Origin of the sequence: Escherichia sp. KTE159, from assembly GCF_000408805.1 — a bacterium.
GTDB classification, from domain to species: domain Bacteria; phylum Pseudomonadota; class Gammaproteobacteria; order Enterobacterales; family Enterobacteriaceae; genus Escherichia; species Escherichia marmotae.
In genome coordinates, this window is record NZ_KE137295.1 from 355,892 (window position 1) to 375,226 (window position 19,335).

At 47.5% G+C, this 19,335-nt stretch carries 21 protein-coding genes, 1 tRNA gene and 1 pseudogene; 9 read left to right on the top strand and 14 right to left on the bottom strand.

Annotated features, from left to right (window positions below):
* Positions 1–34: 34 nt before the first annotated feature.
* The 6 genes from opgB to A31E_RS01480 form a co-directional block, all read right to left on the bottom strand.
* Complete coding sequence (gene opgB, locus A31E_RS01505; protein WP_024193626.1) at positions 35–2,326, bottom strand: phosphatidylglycerol--membrane-oligosaccharide glycerophosphotransferase; 2,292 nt, start codon at positions 2,324–2,326, stop codon at positions 35–37.
* A 259-nt stretch (positions 2,327–2,585) separates the two neighbouring features.
* Positions 2,586–3,080 carry a DUF2501 domain-containing protein YjjA gene (yjjA, locus tag A31E_RS01500; protein WP_001517700.1) on the bottom strand — a complete coding sequence of 165 codons (495 nt, stop codon included), beginning with the start codon at positions 3,078–3,080 and terminating at the stop codon, positions 2,586–2,588.
* Positions 3,081–3,128: 48 nt separating this feature from the next.
* Complete coding sequence (gene dnaC / locus A31E_RS01495; protein WP_001468484.1) at positions 3,129–3,866, bottom strand: replicative helicase loader DnaC; 738 nt, start codon at positions 3,864–3,866, stop codon at positions 3,129–3,131.
* 2 nt (positions 3,867–3,868) lie between these two features.
* Positions 3,869–4,408 carry a primosomal protein DnaT gene (dnaT, locus tag A31E_RS01490; protein ID WP_001468485.1) on the bottom strand — a complete coding sequence of 180 codons (540 nt, stop codon included), beginning with the start codon at positions 4,406–4,408 and terminating at the stop codon, positions 3,869–3,871.
* Between the two features lie 106 nt (positions 4,409–4,514).
* Complete coding sequence (locus tag A31E_RS01485; RefSeq protein WP_000538195.1) at positions 4,515–4,988, bottom strand: threonine/serine exporter; 474 nt, start codon at positions 4,986–4,988, stop codon at positions 4,515–4,517.
* Complete coding sequence (locus tag A31E_RS01480) at positions 4,979–5,749, bottom strand: threonine/serine exporter family protein (protein WP_001468486.1); 771 nt, start codon at positions 5,747–5,749, stop codon at positions 4,979–4,981. Before A31E_RS01480 ends, A31E_RS01485 begins: the two co-directional genes overlap by 10 nt.
* A gap of 627 nt (positions 5,750–6,376) precedes the next feature.
* Here A31E_RS01480 and A31E_RS01475 point away from each other — a divergent pair.
* Together A31E_RS01475 and bglJ are read left to right on the top strand one after the other, a co-directional pair.
* The gene (locus A31E_RS01475) at positions 6,377–7,102 is read left to right on the top strand and encodes a helix-turn-helix domain-containing protein (RefSeq protein ID WP_000936620.1); all 726 of its coding nucleotides are present in this window, start codon (positions 6,377–6,379) and stop codon (positions 7,100–7,102) included.
* A complete protein-coding gene (gene bglJ, locus A31E_RS01470) occupies positions 7,060–7,737 on the top strand; it encodes a DNA-binding transcriptional activator BglJ (protein ID WP_001517702.1) in 678 nt (225 codons plus the stop codon). The genes A31E_RS01475 and bglJ overlap by 43 nt, the downstream gene beginning before the upstream one ends.
* 36 nt (positions 7,738–7,773) lie before the next feature.
* On the opposite strand, the gene fhuF is transcribed toward bglJ, so the two are convergent.
* On the bottom strand, positions 7,774–8,559 hold the full coding sequence (gene fhuF / locus A31E_RS01465) for a siderophore-iron reductase FhuF (RefSeq protein WP_016249554.1): 786 nt from the start codon (positions 8,557–8,559) through the stop codon (positions 7,774–7,776).
* Positions 8,560–8,699: 140 nt separating this feature from the next.
* On the opposite strand from fhuF, the gene A31E_RS01460 reads away from it, so the two are divergent.
* Positions 8,700–8,936: a DUF1435 domain-containing protein gene (locus tag A31E_RS01460; RefSeq protein ID WP_001468488.1), complete on the top strand. Its 237-nt coding sequence runs from the start codon at positions 8,700–8,702 to the stop codon at positions 8,934–8,936.
* 38 nt (positions 8,937–8,974) lie between these two features.
* Here the strand turns inward: A31E_RS01460 and A31E_RS01455 are convergent.
* Both A31E_RS01455 and rsmC read right to left on the bottom strand, forming a co-directional pair.
* Positions 8,975–9,061: transfer RNA gene (locus A31E_RS01455), tRNA-Leu, on the bottom strand.
* Positions 9,062–9,372: 311 nt separating this feature from the next.
* The gene (gene rsmC, locus A31E_RS01450; RefSeq protein ID WP_001272304.1) at positions 9,373–10,404 is read right to left on the bottom strand and encodes a 16S rRNA (guanine(1207)-N(2))-methyltransferase RsmC; all 1,032 of its coding nucleotides are present in this window, start codon (positions 10,402–10,404) and stop codon (positions 9,373–9,375) included.
* A 102-nt stretch (positions 10,405–10,506) separates the two neighbouring features.
* Between rsmC and holD the strand changes: the two genes are divergently transcribed.
* The 6 genes and pseudogenes from holD (at position 10,507) to A31E_RS01425 (ending at position 15,062) form a co-directional block, all read left to right on the top strand.
* On the top strand, positions 10,507–10,920 hold the full coding sequence (gene holD, locus A31E_RS01445; protein ID WP_016249555.1) for a DNA polymerase III subunit psi: 414 nt from the start codon (positions 10,507–10,509) through the stop codon (positions 10,918–10,920).
* Complete coding sequence (rimI, locus tag A31E_RS01440) at positions 10,889–11,335, top strand: ribosomal protein S18-alanine N-acetyltransferase (RefSeq protein ID WP_001092453.1); 447 nt, start codon at positions 10,889–10,891, stop codon at positions 11,333–11,335. Before holD ends, rimI begins: the two co-directional genes overlap by 32 nt.
* Before the next feature lie 14 nt (positions 11,336–11,349).
* The gene (yjjG, locus tag A31E_RS01435) at positions 11,350–12,027 is read left to right on the top strand and encodes a pyrimidine 5'-nucleotidase (RefSeq protein WP_000870712.1); all 678 of its coding nucleotides are present in this window, start codon (positions 11,350–11,352) and stop codon (positions 12,025–12,027) included.
* Positions 12,028–12,117: 90 nt separating this feature from the next.
* Positions 12,118–12,186 (top strand): annotated as a pseudogene (locus tag A31E_RS26825) (hypothetical protein); the annotation flags it as partial.
* Between the two features lie 226 nt (positions 12,187–12,412).
* Positions 12,413–13,636, top strand: coding sequence for a tyrosine-type recombinase/integrase (locus A31E_RS01430; RefSeq protein WP_001218286.1), 1,224 nt, complete (start codon positions 12,413–12,415; stop codon positions 13,634–13,636).
* Between the two features lie 184 nt (positions 13,637–13,820).
* Positions 13,821–15,062, top strand: coding sequence for a hypothetical protein (locus A31E_RS01425; RefSeq protein ID WP_016249556.1), 1,242 nt, complete (start codon positions 13,821–13,823; stop codon positions 15,060–15,062).
* A gap of 476 nt (positions 15,063–15,538) precedes the next feature.
* On the opposite strand, the gene A31E_RS01420 is transcribed toward A31E_RS01425, so the two are convergent.
* From A31E_RS01420 to yfdP, 5 genes are all read right to left on the bottom strand, one after another.
* Complete coding sequence (locus tag A31E_RS01420; protein WP_000206055.1) at positions 15,539–15,886, bottom strand: hypothetical protein; 348 nt, start codon at positions 15,884–15,886, stop codon at positions 15,539–15,541.
* Positions 15,883–16,761, bottom strand: a complete 879-nt coding sequence (locus A31E_RS01415; protein ID WP_000335009.1) for a phosphoadenosine phosphosulfate reductase domain-containing protein — start codon at positions 16,759–16,761, stop codon at positions 15,883–15,885. Before A31E_RS01415 ends, A31E_RS01420 begins: the two co-directional genes overlap by 4 nt.
* Positions 16,752–17,288, bottom strand: coding sequence for a 5'-deoxynucleotidase (yfdR, locus tag A31E_RS01410; protein ID WP_001371719.1), 537 nt, complete (start codon positions 17,286–17,288; stop codon positions 16,752–16,754). Before yfdR ends, A31E_RS01415 begins: the two co-directional genes overlap by 10 nt.
* Before the next feature lie 127 nt (positions 17,289–17,415).
* Positions 17,416–18,240, bottom strand: coding sequence for a YfdQ family protein (locus A31E_RS01405; RefSeq protein WP_000081278.1), 825 nt, complete (start codon positions 18,238–18,240; stop codon positions 17,416–17,418).
* 65 nt (positions 18,241–18,305) lie between these two features.
* Entirely contained in the window at positions 18,306–18,668 is a 363-nt protein-coding gene (gene yfdP / locus A31E_RS01400) for a protein YfdP (RefSeq protein ID WP_000135680.1), read from the bottom strand.
* Between the last annotated feature and the right edge of the window lie 667 nt (positions 18,669–19,335).

Here is a 19,335-nt window from a genome sequence, read left to right on the forward strand (position 1 = left end):
CGCGTCTTATCCGAACTACAACCAGGCAATATTATTACCCTTCACGCTCAACCACTTTGATTTCCACCATACCAATGCCGAGCTTACGCGGCGAGTGGCCGAGAATGTTCCCTTCGTTGGTTACGACAGGTTCCGGTGGAACAATCACCAGCGTATCGGCATCGGTTGGGTTATCGAAATGCAGCGTATTGGTGGTCACTTCATTACCCAGCACGATGGTTTGTTCTTCATTGCCTACGCGTACCGGAATGGGGCGGCCGGCGTTATTACCATAGGCTTTGGCGGTGATCACCAGGTCAAATTTCTTCGGCAGCGGATGTTTGTACTCGATTTTCACTTCATCGCCTAACTGCGCGTTTGACCAGCGTCCCCAGGATTCCGGGCGGGAAATTCCACTGAACTGTTTCACCTCTTCCGGCGCACCAGCGACGTTAAAGATGAAACTGTCTGCTTTGTAGCGAATATCGTTATCGACAATTTTCAGCGTATCAACATTCTCTTTGTAGCGTTTCATGTCGATGACCGTGTCTTTAAACGCTGTTTTGCCTTTCCATTCAGGCTTATCAACATGCTGCACAATTTGTTGTCCGCCAAGTTGACCTTGTGAGACGCACCAGTCGGTAGAGAGCGCCAGTTCCGGTGCCCACAGTTGCGCCATCTTGTAACAGCGGTCAACCCAGACGAAATTGTCTCGTGGGGCGAAATCAGCTAACTGGAAACGCAGAGGTGCGGAGTATTCACTTTCTGGCAGAGGCTCCACGCGTTTATCTGACACGCGTAACAGCAGTGGCAGGCGGAAGTGGCTTCCTGAGAATGCGATCATGTTTTTGTTCTGATCAATGGTGAACGTTTTCATCTCGGTAGGGAATTTCCACAAGCGGATGATATCCGGCTTCCACGCCAGCACTTTCTCTTTAATGTTGAGGAACACTTCTGATATTGACTGACCAGACAGGCTGCTGCGTCCGAGACCGAGGAAGTTATCGCCTCCGAGAATATCCAGCACGGTAGCGCCGTTATCCATCGTGTTACGCTTCACTGCCAGCGTCTCTTGCTGCGGTTTGTCGCCACGGATGACAAAAAACAGGTTGTTGCGATCCTGTTTGTTCAGGTATTTCCACGCGGTGTTGTTCATCGCCAGATGGTCGGAAGAGACCACTATAACGGTATCTTTAAACCACGGAGAGGCTTTGATTTTGTTGATAAACGCCGCGATGTTCTCCTGGCTGCAACTTACCGCGCTGAATGACTGGTTCGGTTTTCCGTCAAAATCATATTTTTTGCGGTTACAGGTACGTGAGATAAAACCATCCGGGTGATGGGTATCGACCGTCAGAGTAAACAGCGAAAACCGTTGGCCGGAGCGAGACAGTTCTTCAAATTTTTTCCATGCTTCGTCCAGCACCGTATCGTCGTAGAATCCCCAGTCGTTGCGATAATGCGGGTCTGCCACCACGCTTTTCAGTTCTTCCGAACCGTACAAATGGTCGAAGCCGTGTGATTTCAGGAACACATCTTTACCCGCAAAACGCAGGTTGGCTCCCTGCACGAAATAGTTCTGATAACCGGAATTTTTCAGGATATCGCCCAGACAGATGTTCTGTGGGAAGAAGCTGGAAACGGATGCAGAGGCGTTGCCTTCAAACGGGGCAAACAGCGGAATGCCACACTGGGAGGCTACCATGCCAGCAATTGTGTAATCGGTTCCCGGCAGTTGCTGCGTATGGCTGAAATCCAGCCCTTCATTTTTTAGCGCCCCCAGTTCTGGCGTGAGATCCGGGAAAGCGTCGTTGTCAAAATAAGTTCGTTCGAGGCTTTCTCCGTAGATATAAACCAGGTTGAGTTTGGGGGAGGGGATGGTTTTTGACGGCTCTTTATAATAAGCCGCAAAGTCCGGATCGCCGTCGCGCGATTGGGATTTCACCAGTTCCGTTATCTGACGAAATGCCGGGCTGGCATCCACTGAACCCAGCGCCAGCAAGAGTGCCAAAAGGCTGTAGCCAAAATGGTGAGGATGATGTCGGCGGCGGCGAAGGATCCATCCCAGCGCGCCGAACACCGCCGTCAGTGCCAGCACAATGCCGATGCCTGGCAGGATATATTTGCTGACGCCTGCACCGGTCAGGCTGTTGGTTAAGGTATAGAGCACCGCGTCGTTAATACCATCGCCAGTAAAATAGTCGCTGGCAAACAGGGTAATATTTAAAACGACAAATAGCCCCAGCACCGTTAACGTGGCTGCAAACCACCAGGTGTTACGTCCCGCTTTCCATGCGTAGATCAGCACAGAGGCGAGAAACAGGGCGAAAGAGAGTAGTTCTGACAACGGGCGATCCTCACTAAACCAGGCCGTGTAGCCGATGTTTAAGATTTTTTGAGAAACACAATGTAATGGCGCTGCCATATTGCTGCAATTCTAGTGTCAAAAAAATGCGATGTTGTTAGGAATTAGTTTATAAACAGGCTTTTTTATTCAAGGTCGCGTCCCGCATAGCGGGGGATGAAAGCGTGAGAAGCGGGAAAAAGAGAAGGGGAGAGCCGCGCCAGCCGATTAACAGTTAAAACGCGGCATTATACAGAACAGATCAGGAGATAAAGTTCAGGCCTTGCTTTAATACCAGATCGCAGGCTTTGGTTTTCACTTTCTCCGCCAGCGGAGTGGTGCCGATGTTATCCAGATTAAGCTGCTGACCATCTTTGGTTTTCAGCAAACCCTGAATGCCATCCAGATAGTTGGTGTCTTCTTTCTGTTCTTCGCTGTTCAGGCCCAGCTTCTCCAGTACCTGATTTTTGATGTTTTCCGCGTCGGTCACTGAAGCCAGCTTTTGTTTCGCGCAATATTGCAGAATACCTGCGGCATTGTTCATATTGTCTGCGCTTAACGCCTGGTTGCCACTGCTAAGCAGACTCGTTAATGAAGAGAGCGACCAACCACCTTCCTGTGTGGTGCTGCTCTGGTTGCTTAACTCGCTGGCGGCGCTGGAAAGCGCATCTTTCCAGGAAGCGGCATGTGTCCCGGCGGAAATGAATGCGGTGGTGACAATTGCACAGCACAGAAGGTGTTTAACAGTTTTCATCATCATTACTCATAATGGAATTTTGTCGCAGTATAACGCCGGAAATGGGGATTAATACTCTTTACCCGTTACCCGACTACGATAACTGTCCCAGTTGAAGATCACCCACAGGCTGTTGCCCAGGCGCATACGATCCATAACGCGTTCGCCCAGCAATTTCGTCATCTCCTCCATATTGCTGTTGGTCAGCATCCCGGTCGGGCGTTTGGAAGAAGAACGACGATCGACGATCTGGTTGATGATCACTTTTTCGTATTTCGATTCGGTCTGTACACCGATCTCGTCGATCACCAGCAGATCAACGTTGCTCAGATCGTTGAGCAGTTGCTCTTCGCTGGTGCCGCTATTTCTGAAAGTATCTTTCATCGCTGACATAATATCGGCAACAGTAATAATCAATACCGATTTGCCGCGTAGCAGTAGTTCGTTGCAGATCGCTGCCGCCAGGTGGTTTTTACCGGTTCCAGGCTTGCCAGAAAAGATAAAGCTGGCGATGTTGCCGTCGAACTCGTCGACATACTGGCGCGCTTTGCTCAACGCATTCATCTGCCCTTCGCATTCAACACGATAGTTCTCAAAGGAGCAGTTCTGATGCAGCGGACGAATGCCGGAGCGGTTAAAGGTGCGCTGCATTTTCATTGCCCGGTTCTCGCGCTCCAGAGCGGCGGCGCGGAGCGCTCCTTGTTCTTTCTGCCACGCCAGAAGCTCTTCACCCGTTTTGAAGGCGGGTTTGATATGGGCAGGCATCATTTTTTGCAGACGTTGCATCAGGTCGCCAACGTTTTTCATCGTTACCCTCTGAATCCCGGTGGAATTTGGCTGTCAGGTTCGCTGACTGTGTTCACATCTCGTTTCGGCAGTCCGCCATTGCTGGCACGACCAATTTGCAGACTGCGCGCCAGTTTTTGTTGCCATTGCACATGATGAAAGACTTTGCCTTCCGCCTGCCAGTAGGCAATGAATGAGGCCAGTTCTTCGGCGGTGGCGGGTTCTCTTAGCGCCACGCCCCATAATGCGGCCAGGCGAGTAAAATCAGCATCTGGCCGCCAGTCCGGGTACATGGCGAATTTTCCCATCGGTACGGCAACGGGGGGAGTTTGCGGTTCCTGATAGAGTTGATCGTCCAGAGCGACATCGCTTCCTGGACGTGTCAGCTTTTCTTCCAGCGCCAGCAGTTCAGCAAGACGTGAGGGCGTGACGGCATAAAACGCCGGAGCGTTGTTAGCAAATACGGCAACCATACCGCCTTCAGCTTTTGCCAGAACGGTCTGGTGATCGTGTACCAGGGCGTCAATACCAACGACGTCCGGGGTCAAAACTCTGGAAGACATACTGTTTCTCAATATGGAACGATGAACGAGAAGGGAGATTACTTTTATAGTAACACACGGATGAAAGGAGGCTGTCTCTCATCCGTGTGCTTTAAGCGAGGCAATTTTATACGCGAGGGCGCTTGCGGTACAACCATAATCCAGGAATGGAAAGGCCGATGGATAACGCGCCAACAATTGATGATGCCGTAAGAAAGTTGGTTAACAGGGTAATCATCAACGGCTCGCTGTAACCTAACTGGCTGATTTTTACGGCTGAAATCATTGCTGTATAAGCAGAGATACCGGGAAACATAGGGATAACGGCTGCCACGGTAAAGACTTTCGGATGCGCCAGATACCAGCGTGACCATTGAATACCAATAGTGCCGACCAGCATGGATGCCATAAAGGTTGACCATTCAATATTCAGCCCGGTATTCATTAAGATCATTCGAGAGCCATGACCAATCGCGCCAAGCAGTGCACACCAGCGTAACGCCCGAACCGGCACATTGAATACCATCGCAAAGCCGACTGCAGGAATTGCCGCGAGGATCATATCCTGCACTAGTGCTAAGAGAAATTCGATCACACCCATCCGCGTAGTCCCCAAATCGTGAGTGCCATCACCACGCCAACGCAGGTAGCCAACGTCAATAGGCTGGCAATCGCCCAGCGTGCCAGCCCGGTATTGATGTGCCCTTTAAACATATCAGCGACGGCATTAATCAACGGAAAGCCCGGCACCAGCAGCAGAACGCTGGCAGCCATCGCGATTGTTGGCGTATTGCTGAAGGCAGGGAGTTGTAAAAGCAAACCAGAAATCGTGGTGGCGGCAAATGCGGTGATGCAAAAGTTTATCTGAGGGTGGAGATGACGTTGCGCCAGTAGCTGACGGATATACATTGCGACCGTGCTGGCAAAGAAGGTGATGACGGCACCATCCCAGCCACCTTTATTGAGCTTGCAGAAACAGGCGCATGACAGACCAACCATCAAGGCGACCAGCCATCTCGGGTAACGTAAGGGTTGAATCTGGCTAAAACGTTTCTCCACGCCTTTGTAATCCAGCAGGTGATGCTCCGCCAGAATCACAATATGCTGAACTTCCGTCACTACATGCATATTAATGCCGCGATCGTGATTTTTGCGCGTAGATGTCAGGCATTGCCCATCTTTAATGGTAGTAAGCACAATGGCGTTCGAAGAGATAGAACTTTCGACGCAGTCCATTCCCAACGCCCGACCCAGTCGCGAGGAAAGCTCATCAACTAACGCGCTTTCCGCTCCATGTTGCAAAAGAAATAATCCACACTGGATACAAAGCCGTGTTACGGCCCGCTGTTGCTCAGTCTGCATAACTCGTCCTTTGTCATAGACGTGCTGCGTATTGTTCAAATAATGAGACCCCATTTGTATCATGAAGAGCGGTTGTTTTGGGGTAGGTTAAGATCAAAATTGCGCTGATTAGTCCTGGTTGGCGGGTGAAGTTCAGTGGCGAAAAGCGAATTTTTTATCGCTGCAAAAAAATTATCATATGAATATTATAATTATAATGAATTTATAATTTGTCTCTTACGGATTAGAGTAATGGATGGCCGTTCGTGCTTTTGAATTTTAAACAGATAAAATCATCAGATTTTACTGATTTTTTTTGTATAAATGCTGACGAGATGTTTTTTGTTCGATGGGAAGGCGGTATTTTAATTATATCTTAAACTAATGGAATTCCAGGGTTTCCATTAAGTATTTCTAACAAGTTAATTTAGTTATTTTAAATGTCTCCAGGCTATTTCACCAGGTTATCATTTGATGCTAACCTTCTGACACATGCCGTGGAGTTATTGTGCAGCAGGAGTATGCTGATATGAAAGTGAATGCTAAGGATAATTTATTCGCTTAATCTATTAATTTGCTGGAAGCATTTAAGGAATGAATATCCTGAATAAACCATCATGATTTTTAGACAGTGGATGTGGAGGAAATATGTTGCCAGGATGCTGCAAAAATGGAATTGTTATCAGTAAAATACCGGTTATGCAAGCAGGGTTAAAAGAGGTTATGAGGACTCACTTCCCTGAATATGAAATAATATCCAGAGCCTCCGCGGAGGATCTTACCTTATTACAATTACGTCGCTCCGGATTAGTCATTGCCGATTTAACCGGCGAAAATGACAATCCACATTCCGTTTGTGAACATTATTATTCATTGATCTCACAATACAGGGAAATTCATTGGGTTTTCATGGTTTCGCGTGCCTGGTACTCTCAGGCGGTAGAACTGCTTATGTGCCCGGCAGCGACGTTACTGTCCGATATCGAACCCATTGAGAATCTGGTTAAGACGGTTCGTTCCGGTAATGCGCATGCAGAGCGTATCAGCGCCATGCTGACCTCCCCGGCAATGACTGAAACTCAGGATTTTAGCTATCGCACCGTCATTCTGACACTTTCAGAGCGCAAGGTACTGCGGCTGTTAGGCAAAGGATGGGGCATCAACCAGATAGCTTCATTGCTTAAGAAAAGCAATAAAACCATCAGCGCACAAAAAAACAGTGCGATGCGTCGGCTGGCAATTCACAGCAACGCTGAGATGTATGCATGGATAAATAGCGCGCAGGGGGCAAGAGAACTTAACTTGCCTTCGGTTTATGGAGATGCCGCAGAATGGAACACAGCCGAATTAAGAAGAGAAATGTCGCACTCATAGAGAAGTGCGTCATGAGTAGTATCGGTATTGAAAGCTTATTCAGAAAGTTTGCGGGTAACCCTTATACACTCCATATCTATAGAAGCCAGGAGGCGTTTCAGGATGCGATGTCGCGGGTCTCATTTGCGGCGGTTATTTTTTCTTTTTCTGCCATGAGAAGTGAGCGCAGAGAGGGATTATCTTATTTGACTGAGCTGGCTATTAAATTTCCGCGTACCCGGCGTTTAGTTATTGCGGATGATGATATTGAAGCACGATTAATCGGATCATTATCGCCATCACCGTTGGACGGTGTATTAAGTAAAGCATCGACGCTGGACATTTTTTATCAGGAGCTGTTTCTGTCATTAAATGGCGTGCGTCAGGCTACCGATCGCCTGAACAATCAGTGGTACATTAATCAAAGCCGGACGCTAAGCCCAACGGAGAGAGAAATATTGCGTTTTATGTCGCGTGGCTACTCAATGACACAAATTGCCGAGCAGCTTAAACGAAATATTAAAACGATCCGCGCGCATAAATTTAATGTGATGTCGAAACTGGGCGTCAGTTCCGATGCTGGGTTGTTGGAGGCTGCAGACATTCTGTTATGTATGCGGGTTTCAGAAACAAGCAATGTGTTGCATTCCTTTTAATACGCTAATGCCGGGTTATCACCCCGGCAGAGTTTTTCATTTCAGCGTACAGTCGCCGCATTGCTGTACATCCGGCAAGCGATAACGTTGGCAGCAGGTACGGCGCACCAACAGGCCGTCGCGCAGCACCACCGTACGCCAAAGAGGATTATCTTCACCCGTGGAGAGTGTTTTCTCAAAAAAGAGAGCATGGCGAAGTGATTCAACTGTCGCATCACCAAGTAACTGCTTCATCTCAGTCAAATACCAGTTGATCAGATAGCCGGTATTACTCCAGATAAGTTTGCCATTGATTTCGCCGGTGGTTTCTAATGCCTGCACAACCGGGGCGATCGCCTGACTGATTAACTTTTCCATTCGCTGCTGTGGCAAATGCGGAGCGTTCTTGTTCTCACACACGTCGATCCAGAAACAGGCGGCACGCCCGGTTTCGTGAAACTCAACGTGAAAATGTTCCGGGGAAAGATCTAACGCTTTTTCCTGTGTTAACAGCGCCAGCATTAATGGCGGCATCATCAGACCGATATACCATTGCGCCCACAGTGAGATCAGCGGCTTATTCTCGCGGAGCATCAATGGTTGATTGCGGTAGATATGATCGGAATAAACAGCCAACAGGGAACGCAGGGCCGTTGGAGAAGACCATTGCGCCAGCGTCAGGGCGCTAAGTGGGGCGGGTTCATCCAGACGGATAAACTCCAGCAAATGTTCACGATGTTCTGCGATCGTCGCACGTACTGTTTCCGCAAGTGTTGGATCTTGCGGCTGGAGATGCGTTCGCCAGATAACATCTTCAAGAAGCGGTGCGGAACGATAGGCCATAATCGTGATAGTAATCTAAATGATAATGATTGCTAATCCTAGCGATAGGTTTAAACGATAGCAAGGGATTTTGCTAGCTTGCAAACGATAAAAATTATCATATGATATTGCTTATCATTATCAATAAAAGAGATGAAACCATGTTGCAACGTACACTGGGCAGTGGTTGGGGAGTGTTGCTGCCGGGATTGCTGATTGCAGGACTGACGTATGTGGATTTATCGCCGGAACTGTGGCGGATTGTCATGCTGATGGGATTATTGGTGACACCGCTGATGCTGTATCACAAACAGTTACGGCATTATGTTTTGTTGCCATCGTGCCTGGCGCTAATTGCGAGCGTCATACTGATGATAACGAGCTGGGATCAAGGATGATAAAACAGGGAAGAAACAAGAAAGGAAGTAAAGATAATTGGTGCGAGGGGGGGGACTTGAACCCCCACGTCCGTAAGGACACTAACACCTGAAGCTAGCGCGTCTACCAATTCCGCCACCTTCGCATACCATCAATTCTTAAAAAAGAATTGCTACCACGGAGGCGCATTCTAGTGGTTTTCAGTTTTTCGTCAATAGTTAATTGTCGCCTGATGTGTGATTGCTGGAAAAATGGCCATCAGTGGATTGTGGATAATTCGTTTGTCGGTCAGATCAGGCGTTCACGTCGCATCCGACATGGCTTGTGGCTGTATATGCCAGATGCGACGCTGACGCGTCTTATCTGGCCTACGGAGGGCTAACGTACAGGTTTTGTTGGTTGGATAAGGCGTTTACGCCGCATCCGACACGGCATGCGGCGACAGGTGCCAGAGACTTAACCTTTCTTCGCCTGGCGGGTCATAATGGCGCGATACACCTTGAAACGCCCGGTTTGTGCGATGACTTCATGGAAGCCAAATGTTTCATCCAGCAGATCCGGATAAGGCAGGAACGCATTCGCTACAATCCGCAACTCGCCGCCGCTATTAAGATGACGTACCGCGCCGCGAATCAACGTTTGCGCAGCATCAAGGCTGGTTTGCATTCCATCGTGGAACGGTGGGTTGGAGATAATCATGTCAAAACGACCTTTCACCTCGGAAAAGACGTTGCTGGCAAAGACTTCACCTTCAACACCGTTAGCGGAAAGTGTCGCGCGACTGGCTTCTACTGCCGGTGCGGAGACATCGCACAAGGTGAGGCGAATTTTCGGTGAATGGTGCGCAAAAGCAACCGAAAGCACGCCTGCACCGCAGCCGACATCCAGCACTTTGCCTTTCGTGTGCGGAGTAAATGTCGAAAGCAGCAACTGGCTACCGACATCCAGGCCGTCACGACTAAACACGCCCGGCAACGTTTTGACCGTCAGGCCATCAACGTTGTATTCGCCCCAGAATTTATCAGCATCAAACTCCGGCTGCTTTTCCAGACGACCAAAATAGAGGCCGCAGCGGCGGGCGCTGTCTACCTTATTCAGTGGTGCGTAGTCCGCCAACATCTGCTCGGCGCTGCGCACACCGCTGCGGTTTTCGCCCACGACGAAAATATCTGTCCCTACCGGCAGCAGTGACAGTAGGTTCATCAGTTGGAATTGCGCTTCTGGTTTGTTCTTCGGCCAGTAGTAGATCAGCGTATCGCAATCTGCGACGTCGTCCGCCGTAGCGATCAGGCTAAAACGGGCGTTATCACCCATCTGGCGACTTAACACCTGCCAATGGTGGAATTGCTGGGTATGAGCACGACTGGCCGCGGTATCTAAACGCGCGGGCAGGTCATCCTGTAAGTCACCGGCAAACAGAATACGGCTTTGTTCGAAATCATCACTGTGGCGCAGCAAGACTTCACTTGCCGGGGTAAATGCAGACATGGAATGCTCCTCAATTGATACTGGCGGCGATTATAGCCATATGTTGGCGCGGTATCGACGAATTTGCTATATTTGCGCCCCTGACAACAGGAGCGATTCGCTATGACATCCCGACGAGACTGGCAGTTACAGCAACTGGGCATTACCCAGTGGTCGCTGCGTCGCCCTGGCGCGTTGCAGGGAGAGGTAGCCATTGCGATCCCGGCACACGTTCGTCTGGTGATGGTGGCAAACGATATTCCCGCCCTGACCGATCCGCTGGTGAGTGACGTTTTGCGCACATTAACCGTTAGCCCCGAGCAGGTACTGCAATTGACGCCCGAAAGGATTGCGATGCTACCGCAAGGTAGTCGCTGCAACAGTTGGCGGCTGGGCACTGATGAACCGCTGTCACTGGAAGGTGCCCAGATAGCATCCCCGACGCTCACTGAATTACGGGCAAACCCAACGGCACGCGCCGCGTTATGGCAACAAATTTGCACATATGAACACGATTTCTTCCCTCGAAACGACTGATTTACCAGCGGCTTTTAACATTGAACAACGCGCCCACGCCTTTCCGTGGAGCGAAAAAACCTTTGCCAGCAACCAGGGCGAACGCTATCTCAACTTTCAGTTAACGCAAAACGGCAAAATGGCGGCGTTTGCGATTACGCAAGTGGTGCTGGATGAAGCTACATTGTTCAATATTGCTGTCGATCCCGACTATCAGCGTCAGGGATTGGGAAGGGCGCTACTGGAGCATCTGATCGACGAACTGGAAAAACGCGGCGTGGCAACGCTATGGCTGGAGGTCCGCGCCTCAAACGCTGCCGCCATTGCCCTGTATGAAAGTTTAGGTTTTAACGAGGCGACGATTCGCCGCAATTACTACCCCACCACGGACGGTCGCGAAGACGCCATCATCATGGCGTTGCCAATCAGTATGTAAGACAAGGTGGAATAATGAAGTGGGACTGGATTTTCTTTGATGCCGATGAAACGCTGTTTACTTTTGACTCGTTCACCGGCCTGCAGCGGATGTTTCTTGACTACAGCGTCACCTTTACCGCTGAAGATTTTCAGGACTATCAGGCCGTTAACAAGCCACTGTGGGTGGATTATCAAAACGGCGCGATCACTTCATTACAGCTTCAGCACGGGCGTTTTGAAAGCTGGGCCGAACGACTGAACGTCGAGCCAGGTAAACTCAACGAGGCCTTTATAAATGCGATGGCGGAAATCTGCACGCCGCTGCCGGGCGCGGTTTCCCTGCTTAACGCCATTCGCGGCAACGCCAAAATCGGCATCATCACCAACGGCTTTAGCGCCTTGCAGCAGGTGCGTCTGGAACGCACGGGCCTGCGTGATTATTTCGATTTGCTGGTGATTTCCGAAGAAGTTGGTGTCGCCAAGCCGAATAAGAAAATTTTCGATTATGCCCTGGAACAGGCGGGCAATCCTGACCGTTCACGAGTGCTGATGGTCGGTGATACTGCTGAGTCCGATATTCTCGGTGGTATCAATGCCGGGCTTGCGACCTGCTGGCTGAATGCGCACAACCGTGAGCAACCAGAAGGTATCGCACCCACCTGGACCGTTTCATCGTTGCATGAACTGGAGCAACTCCTGTGTAAACACTGATTGCCTCCCCCCCGTTGATGGGTAAAATAGCCGCAATTTTTCGTTTTCAACAAGCGCGGCGCGATGCCGCTTACTCAAGAAGAAAGAATTATGACGTTGTCTCCTTATTTGCAAGAGGTGGCGAAGCGCCGCACTTTTGCCATTATTTCTCACCCCAATAATTAAGCCCAAATTAAAGCTCTTTCACTCTTTCAAAATCCTTTCAGTTAATTGAGATTGAGCTATATAACTCATTTAAATACATTTAGTTATGTGGCTTCTTTAATTGAAAATTCTTTCATGTAACTTTAAATCGATCTGCTTGCTTTCATCAAAAATCTGTACATATGCTTGTACATAATGTACAAAGCAGCAGAGGTGTTTTGCGATTTGTACAAGGTGAGTAATGGCGCTGTCTGATGCGTGGTTGCGTTCAGTCGTTGGAAAGGAACGTGATAAGGTTTTGGTTAAATCCGATCGTGATGGTCTGTCTGTCAGAGTATCACCGAAAGGTCGCGTAGTGTTCCAATATCGTTATCAATGGGCAGGGAAAGGTGAGCGTCTTGATATCGGAACTTACCCAGCAACTGGATTAAAAGAGGCCAGAGAAGAAGTTATCCGTCTCCGTGGTGAACTCGAGTCAAACCGTAATCCACGATTGGTCAAGCAGGCTGAAAAACGAAAAGCTACTGAAGCCATGACGGTAGAGTCTGTGATCCGTGCCTGGTATGAAGCATATTGTGTAAAAAATAAAAAAGGCTCTGAACAGATACTCCGCTCGTTTGAGCTGCACCTGTTCTCTAAAATCGGGAATATCCCTCACGATGCAGCTACATTGCATGATTGGTTAGAAGTCCTGGAGCCTCTTAGCACTAAGACTCCAGCAATAGCAGACCGATTGCTAATTAACGCAAAGCAGGCCCATGTCTGGGCGTATAAGAGAAAGCTCATTGAAACTCGCCCGCTGTCGGATATCACGGGTAAAGATATGGATATCCGTAAAGGTCAGAAGAAACGGTTTCTGACACATGATGAAATTAAAATCCTTTATGCTGCGATCGATGGTTCTCGAATGGTTCCTAAATACCGGGCCTTCATTAAACTATTGCTGCATTTTGGCTGCCGTAGTTCAGAGCTAATTACCGCCAGGGTGGACGATTTTGATTTCATTAATAAAGTATGGACTGTACCACCAGAACGACATAAGACTGGGGAGATAACGGGCGAACCGCTAAAGCGGCCCATTATTGAACCGGTTGAAGAGCTTATAAAGTACGCTATTTCTATGAACAATGGTTCCGATATGCTTTTTACTAAGGAAGGAAGCAGGGAACCCGTTGGTCGGACATCATTGCAGTCGCTGCCTTACAATTTAATGCAGTATGCATGGCGGCGTTTGGGGTATCAATTCCCTCATTGGTCTCTGCATGATTTGAGGCGAACAGCACGAACAAACTTTTCTGATCTTACTGCGCCTCATATCGCAGAAATAATGCTCGGTCATAAACTGCCGGGGGTATGGCAAGTTTATGACAAGAGTGATTATTTAGAAGAACAGCGTAAAGCCTACCAGGCATGGTGGGAGAGAGTTGAATCGATTGTTACTTGTTCTGGTTCAGACACCAACTGACAGTTTGCATATTTTGAACGCAATAAAATATGACAGTCCGCTTTGAGCGAGGAGCGGATATATGATGTTTAGAAAACGCGCGATTTGCAGTTAAGCAATCTAAGTTACTGATGTACTATACTGGAACTGCTGGCCAGTTTGTGTTGAACACCATCATTATCACAATAAGGAAATGAAAGTTGAAATGAATACTAAACTTTTGGCCTATTTAAACAATGAGTTACATGGAGTGTGGGTAGATAGTGAAAATCGTAATATCCACATAATACTTAAATCAAGCCTTCCTATAATTAAATCCGTCTGGTCAGGAGCACCTATCCACTTTTTGGTAGGTTTATCTACTAAAAATATACTAGTGATTGGGATGTTGATTGAAGATAATGTCGATAATCCATTTTTACTAGCCTATCCACCAAGAGAGGCAGATGAAATTAAAGGGCTGGATTTGTTATTGTCAGGCGCTTATGATGGTATTCTATTATCATTTTTTGACTCGCATACAATGCGTGTTATGGACCTGAAAATAAAAGTTTCGGAAAATTTACCGTGTGAATGTTTAAAAAAATTTTGTGCTAATTCATATTCTCTCAATTCAGGATTTAGGGAAGGTAATGAAGCAATGGATGAATTCTGCAACAATGCTTTGACTGGTAACGAGAAAATAATTAGTCTGCCACTAAGTGTAATCGATAAAAAATCTTACCTAGCAAGTGTTCATGAACCAAACGATACCGTATTAACATATGAATTTAGCGTCAGTGAAAACGGCTCTGAGGGATATGAGCAGGAAGCTCTTATATACCATGCTTTGCGGCAGGTCTTTTCAACGGAGGAAGTGTTTTTTTCTCCAGATATTATTGAGGGTAATAAAAAAAGAGAACTAGTTGATATTCTTATTGTAGAAAATGACTATGTATTATCTATACAGTCTAAAGCATCATCTTTGATTGAAATGGGTTTGAAATCTCATGAAAAGCTTTGTAGCATGTATAAGAAAAAAGCATTGCAAGGGATCGATCAGGTTAAAGGCGTTATCCCAATTCTAAATAATGATGTGGTTATTAATTATGACGGGAGGGAATGCTTAATAAAGCGCAGAAAGGGTATTTATCATTTAGTGATAATCTCAGATCTTGTTTTAGAGAAAGAAGGTGCTGAAAAGATTTATAACGAAATTAGCAACCTTAAAGAGTCAAAAGGGGCGAAAGTTTTAGTTATGAGCCTTGAAGGTCTTGTAAATTTTATAAGACTATCAAGATTAAATAAAAGAATGTTTTGGGCAATGCTGGAGGCTAAATACAAGTTCAGCATAAAAAACCGTACAATTTTAATTAGAGATATCGACTCTAGCCAAGAGAATAATCTACCATTACTTGCCACTGATCAATACCTATCACTTCTTCGAGGTACGGGAAAATTAAAATAAATTGTATCAATGATACTGTTGCCACGTATCGAGACTGGCTTATGAACGGAAGGGTTTTCCAGCAGTTCAGCGACCGGAGCTGCACATCGATGCCGGATTGTGCCTGCAATTATGTACTTGGCTAAGAGGTGCTGCTGGCTCTGGATAGAATAACCCTAACGTCCAAAGAGCGCGCATTTTCATGTAAAAAAATAAATAGCTTGTCTGCTCTTGATACAGAGCAGACAGTCAGATCTGTTTGGCTTGTGCCATAGATGTGCCAGCTCACATTTGAGCTAATGTTTGTTACTCAATTACTCCTGCAAACCTGTATATCTTACGTGATGCCCATTTATTTGGGCAGGATTTAATATCAGGATCTGGAAAATCAGGCCGATATTTCTGACCAGTCCTCCGGTTTACACTGTTCCAGCGAAGCACCGTCGATATTGAAACGCCACAGAATTCGGCGACTTGTTTTGTTGTCATTAAGTTGTTCATTGTTGACCCTCCTGTGGTTGTGCAGTTGAAAGACTCATGCCAGCGCGTTGTTTCCAGACGACCCAGCCGAGAGCCATATCCCACGCCATGTACTCGTTATCACCGTTTTTTGCTCTCCGACGATCGACTGTTTTACCGAAACGCTTTTCCATAAATAATTCATAGGCTGCGCGTTCATCTGGCTCAACTTCCAGAGATGCCAGTGCAATCCGTGCCAGTTCTAAATCATCTTCAAGCTCAGCGCGAATCTCAGCGAATGCACTCTGTGTTAAGGCGAACTCAATGCTCTGCACTTTATTCCGTGCGCGCTCAAGCAGTGCATGGTAGTTAATTTCGGTTGTCATACCCCTACCTCTTCGAATTTTAATTCCAATTGATCACCCCAGATTTCACATGACTCTGAACACGAGCCGGTATCGAATCGCCTGGCCTGTACCATCGCCTGATACAAATTTCTGTAGTCGCTGTTGGCAGACATTCTGGCAATTCCGTCAAGCGTCAGGTGACCACGGTACATAACGTCTTTACCTGTTCTGCGATGACCATCCCTGACGTGTTTGCCTGTAACCAGCTCATTAAAAACTCGCATCAGACCAGGTTCGTCTTTACATGCAAGCCCCAGCTTTTGCGTTGACTTTTTGATGCAGAAAACACAGTTCCCGAGATGCTCCGGGATTTGCAAATCAAAAGGTTGTTTTCGCCACCACCGGATAACATCCGACTTATCAAAATCTGACAGTTCGGCAAGATACCGGATGCCCGATTTCGGTTTCAGCCTACGGGGTTCGTCTGCACGAATACCCAGCCATGTGATGTAATTACCTCGCCCGAAATGGTTATCGCAGTATTTCGTGAAAGGGATGAGTTTTAGCCTGTCAGTACAGAACGCGCCACCGATGTATGGCGTGCCGTACTTTTTAACCATGTCCATAAACGGTTTAAGTACCGGCATTCGCGTCTGAATATCCTTTGGCTCCCATTCTGTATAACCATTTGGCTGCCCAAGCTCAGGATTGATATCGACCTGCAACACAGTTAGTGGTATGCCCCAGAACTTCACAACCTCCCGAATAAAGCGGTATGTCAGCGGATGTTCGCAACCGGTATCCATAAAGATGTAGCAGACGTTATTGCCAGCCTTTCTTTGTTCTTCCATCAGGTGAACAAGATATGCGGATGTTCTCCCGCCAGAAAAACTAACTACATGAGTTATGCACATTTGCGTAATTCCGATAACTCGTTGAAGCGTTCCATAAACATCCCGTAGGCATGGCCCGGTGCCAGTGGAATAACTTTGAACATCTCTGTTGCCGGGATACCTTCCAGTACAGGCCATAAAGAGCCATCATCAAGCCCGAGATCACGGCGTTCGGTTGCCAGCATGATTAGATCGGCATATTTCACAGGCGTGCTCATAACCGGGGGCAACTCGTATTTCTCACGGATTACTGCATCTATTTTTTCTTCCATCCGTTTATAGTCAGGAAGAAGGCGTTTCAGTGGTGCGGGGATGTCCTGGCAATACGCTTCTGTTGCATCATGCATTAACGCTTCAAAAGCAAATTCCTGCGGCACCAGCTGGCTGCAAAGCACCGCATGTTGGGCGACGCTGTAGAAGTGAGAAAGATGACCGGCAAAGCGGCAGATATTTGAAAGGGAAACCGCGATATCGTTAATCACGATGTCGTCTTTATTTATCCTGTCATAATAAAAATGCTTCCCGGAAAAAGTTTTAATAAATGACATTTTGTTCTCCACGTATATGCGCTGCACCGCGCTGAATTTGGGTAAAAGGAAGCCCTCACCATCCGGTGATTATTGAGTTAATTACGTTTCCATAAATGCCCCTGCAGGGGCATTTGCAGTAATGAAATCAGGCGGTGAAAGTACCAATAAAGGTTTCTACTTTGCTGTCTTTGAATTTCTCAACAAGCAGATCACGAAATTCGTTAGCCATATCTTCCTGCACCGCTTCCAGCTGAATAATGCGCAGAACCAGTACAGGACGATCGCCAGTGATAATGCTGAGGCGTAATTTAAACGGACGTTCTTTCAGACCTTCAAACGGAACGCATTTAAATTCAAATGCCACTGGCATAATGTCTTTGGTCTTCGCTTCGACAGATTCCATCAGGGAGCGTTTGCCGCTGAAGTCATTATCTTCAAAATCAGCGGTCTGGTTTGCTTCAATCGTGATTTTACGGATTGCCGCAGCCGCTTTTGTTGCCTGAATGGCGTCACCATTAGCATCAAAGCCCACAAGGTAGTCGGCCCAGTCTTCAATCCATTCTGCCAGTGATTTCTGGGAGTTACGCTCGCCGTTAACAGACAACAGGGCAGAGAACGGTGCTGTCTTTTTCAGTTTGAGAGTGGCGGTGTTATCTGCGTGACCTGGTTCATCAATAGTACCCAGGTTAAGCACACTGACGGCACGCATATTATCAGCATCGATAAAGCAGCGGGTGCCTTCATCTGCAAGATCTTTAGAATAACGGGTAAAGTCATCGATGCTGGCAGTGGAAAGCGCACCACGGAAACGGAAGCGATTTAAATTAAATTTTTCCAGATCATGAATGCGGAAATTCTCAGGCAATGCCACAGCATCGGCACCAATCTTACTGATAATTTCATTAACACCCTGAGCAGAAATAAGGGCATGGATTTGATTAATTGCGGTTGCGTCTAAGTTCTGAGACATAATAAGTCCTCACTATATTAAGATATTCAGTGATGAGATAAATAATCAGTTAATTAAGAACGATATTAATGACCTGCTGCGCGGAGTTTTCCGTCAGGCTCACCGGCAAGAGTCAGTAATTGTCCCTGGTCTTCCTGCAGAATAGTCAGGCGACCACCGCGATTGACATACATCGGCGTTTCGGTGGTGTCTTCTTCGGAAATTTTCCCACGGTTAGTCGGGCGAACATATGAGAGTTTGTGTTTGATTTTCACACGGTTCTCATCAAATGGTTCGATTTCCAGGTTGAGTGAGACCTTACCTTTGGTTTTCGTGTTCATCACACCGGAAGCGACTTCACTGAGAACTGCGCCGATTTTGGTTTCAAATACGCCGCCGTCCAGCTCCCCGATAAATGCCTGCACATCAGTACTGCGTTCACTAGCCATTTTGCTGCTCCTCATCATATCGACCCTGCAAGGTCGGTTAGTTTCTCCACAAAACAGAGAAGAACACCTGCGGTGGCAGCCGCCCGGATGGATTGGGTTATGAGCCCGTCGTCCGATGATGTTCTTCTCTGTTTTGTAAAAAGAGCGGTACCAGCCGGAAGCAAGTGTACAAACTGGTACCGCCAAAGCAGTGGCTGTTGTGGTGGGGTTGTCACTCAGGCGTATGGTCAACCTGACAATCCGGTGTCCTCAACGGGGAAAGAGTAACCCCGCCATACTTACCGCCGCGCCATTTCGCGGATTACCACAACGCTGAGAGCACTTAGCCAGTTACGGCACCACACTTTGTCGCGGTTCCATAAATGCCCTCATCGTTGCACCCTGGTCTCTTCCCAGGCGTCAAACCGAATCGCCACGCTGGTTAGGCGTCTTATCAGCATCATCATTGACTTGCACATTCCGGCTACCTGGTTTGTTTGCCCGAGCAAGGAGTGGATTATCCCCTTTAACGTCACCAGACCGCTAACGACGCATGTGCCATACGCCGTGTTACAACCAAATTTTGTTTTAATCTTGCCTGTGTTATGTTTCTTTTAGATACATTATGTATCTCATGGGTACATTGTCAAGCATAAAAAAACCTGCCGAAGCAGGTTCATAAATATTG

Coding starts and splice junctions, on each gene's coding strand:
- yjjA (WP_001517700.1), bottom strand. CDS start 3,080: ATGATGAAAACTGTTAAACACCTTCTGTGCTGTGCAATTGTCACCACC.
- dnaC (WP_001468484.1), bottom strand. CDS start 3,866: ATGAAAAACGTTGGCGACCTGATGCAACGTCTGCAAAAAATGATGCCT.
- dnaT (WP_001468485.1), bottom strand. CDS start 4,408: ATGTCTTCCAGAGTTTTGACCCCGGACGTCGTTGGTATTGACGCCCTG.
- A31E_RS01485 (WP_000538195.1), bottom strand. CDS start 4,988: ATGGGTGTGATCGAATTTCTCTTAGCACTAGTGCAGGATATGATCCTC.
- A31E_RS01480 (WP_001468486.1), bottom strand. CDS start 5,749: ATGCAGACTGAGCAACAGCGGGCCGTAACACGGCTTTGTATCCAGTGT.
- A31E_RS01475 (WP_000936620.1), top strand. CDS start 6,377: ATGTTGCCAGGATGCTGCAAAAATGGAATTGTTATCAGTAAAATACCG.
- bglJ (WP_001517702.1), top strand. CDS start 7,060: ATGGAACACAGCCGAATTAAGAAGAGAAATGTCGCACTCATAGAGAAG.
- fhuF (WP_016249554.1), bottom strand. CDS start 8,559: ATGGCCTATCGTTCCGCACCGCTTCTTGAAGATGTTATCTGGCGAACG.
- A31E_RS01460 (WP_001468488.1), top strand. CDS start 8,700: ATGTTGCAACGTACACTGGGCAGTGGTTGGGGAGTGTTGCTGCCGGGA.
- rsmC (WP_001272304.1), bottom strand. CDS start 10,404: ATGTCTGCATTTACCCCGGCAAGTGAAGTCTTGCTGCGCCACAGTGAT.
- holD (WP_016249555.1), top strand. CDS start 10,507: ATGACATCCCGACGAGACTGGCAGTTACAGCAACTGGGCATTACCCAG.
- rimI (WP_001092453.1), top strand. CDS start 10,889: ATGAACACGATTTCTTCCCTCGAAACGACTGATTTACCAGCGGCTTTT.
- yjjG (WP_000870712.1), top strand. CDS start 11,350: ATGAAGTGGGACTGGATTTTCTTTGATGCCGATGAAACGCTGTTTACT.
- A31E_RS01430 (WP_001218286.1), top strand. CDS start 12,413: ATGGCGCTGTCTGATGCGTGGTTGCGTTCAGTCGTTGGAAAGGAACGT.
- A31E_RS01425 (WP_016249556.1), top strand. CDS start 13,821: ATGAATACTAAACTTTTGGCCTATTTAAACAATGAGTTACATGGAGTG.
- A31E_RS01420 (WP_000206055.1), bottom strand. CDS start 15,886: ATGACAACCGAAATTAACTACCATGCACTGCTTGAGCGCGCACGGAAT.
- A31E_RS01415 (WP_000335009.1), bottom strand. CDS start 16,761: ATGTGCATAACTCATGTAGTTAGTTTTTCTGGCGGGAGAACATCCGCA.
- yfdR (WP_001371719.1), bottom strand. CDS start 17,288: ATGTCATTTATTAAAACTTTTTCCGGGAAGCATTTTTATTATGACAGG.
- A31E_RS01405 (WP_000081278.1), bottom strand. CDS start 18,240: ATGTCTCAGAACTTAGACGCAACCGCAATTAATCAAATCCATGCCCTT.
- yfdP (WP_000135680.1), bottom strand. CDS start 18,668: ATGGCTAGTGAACGCAGTACTGATGTGCAGGCATTTATCGGGGAGCTG.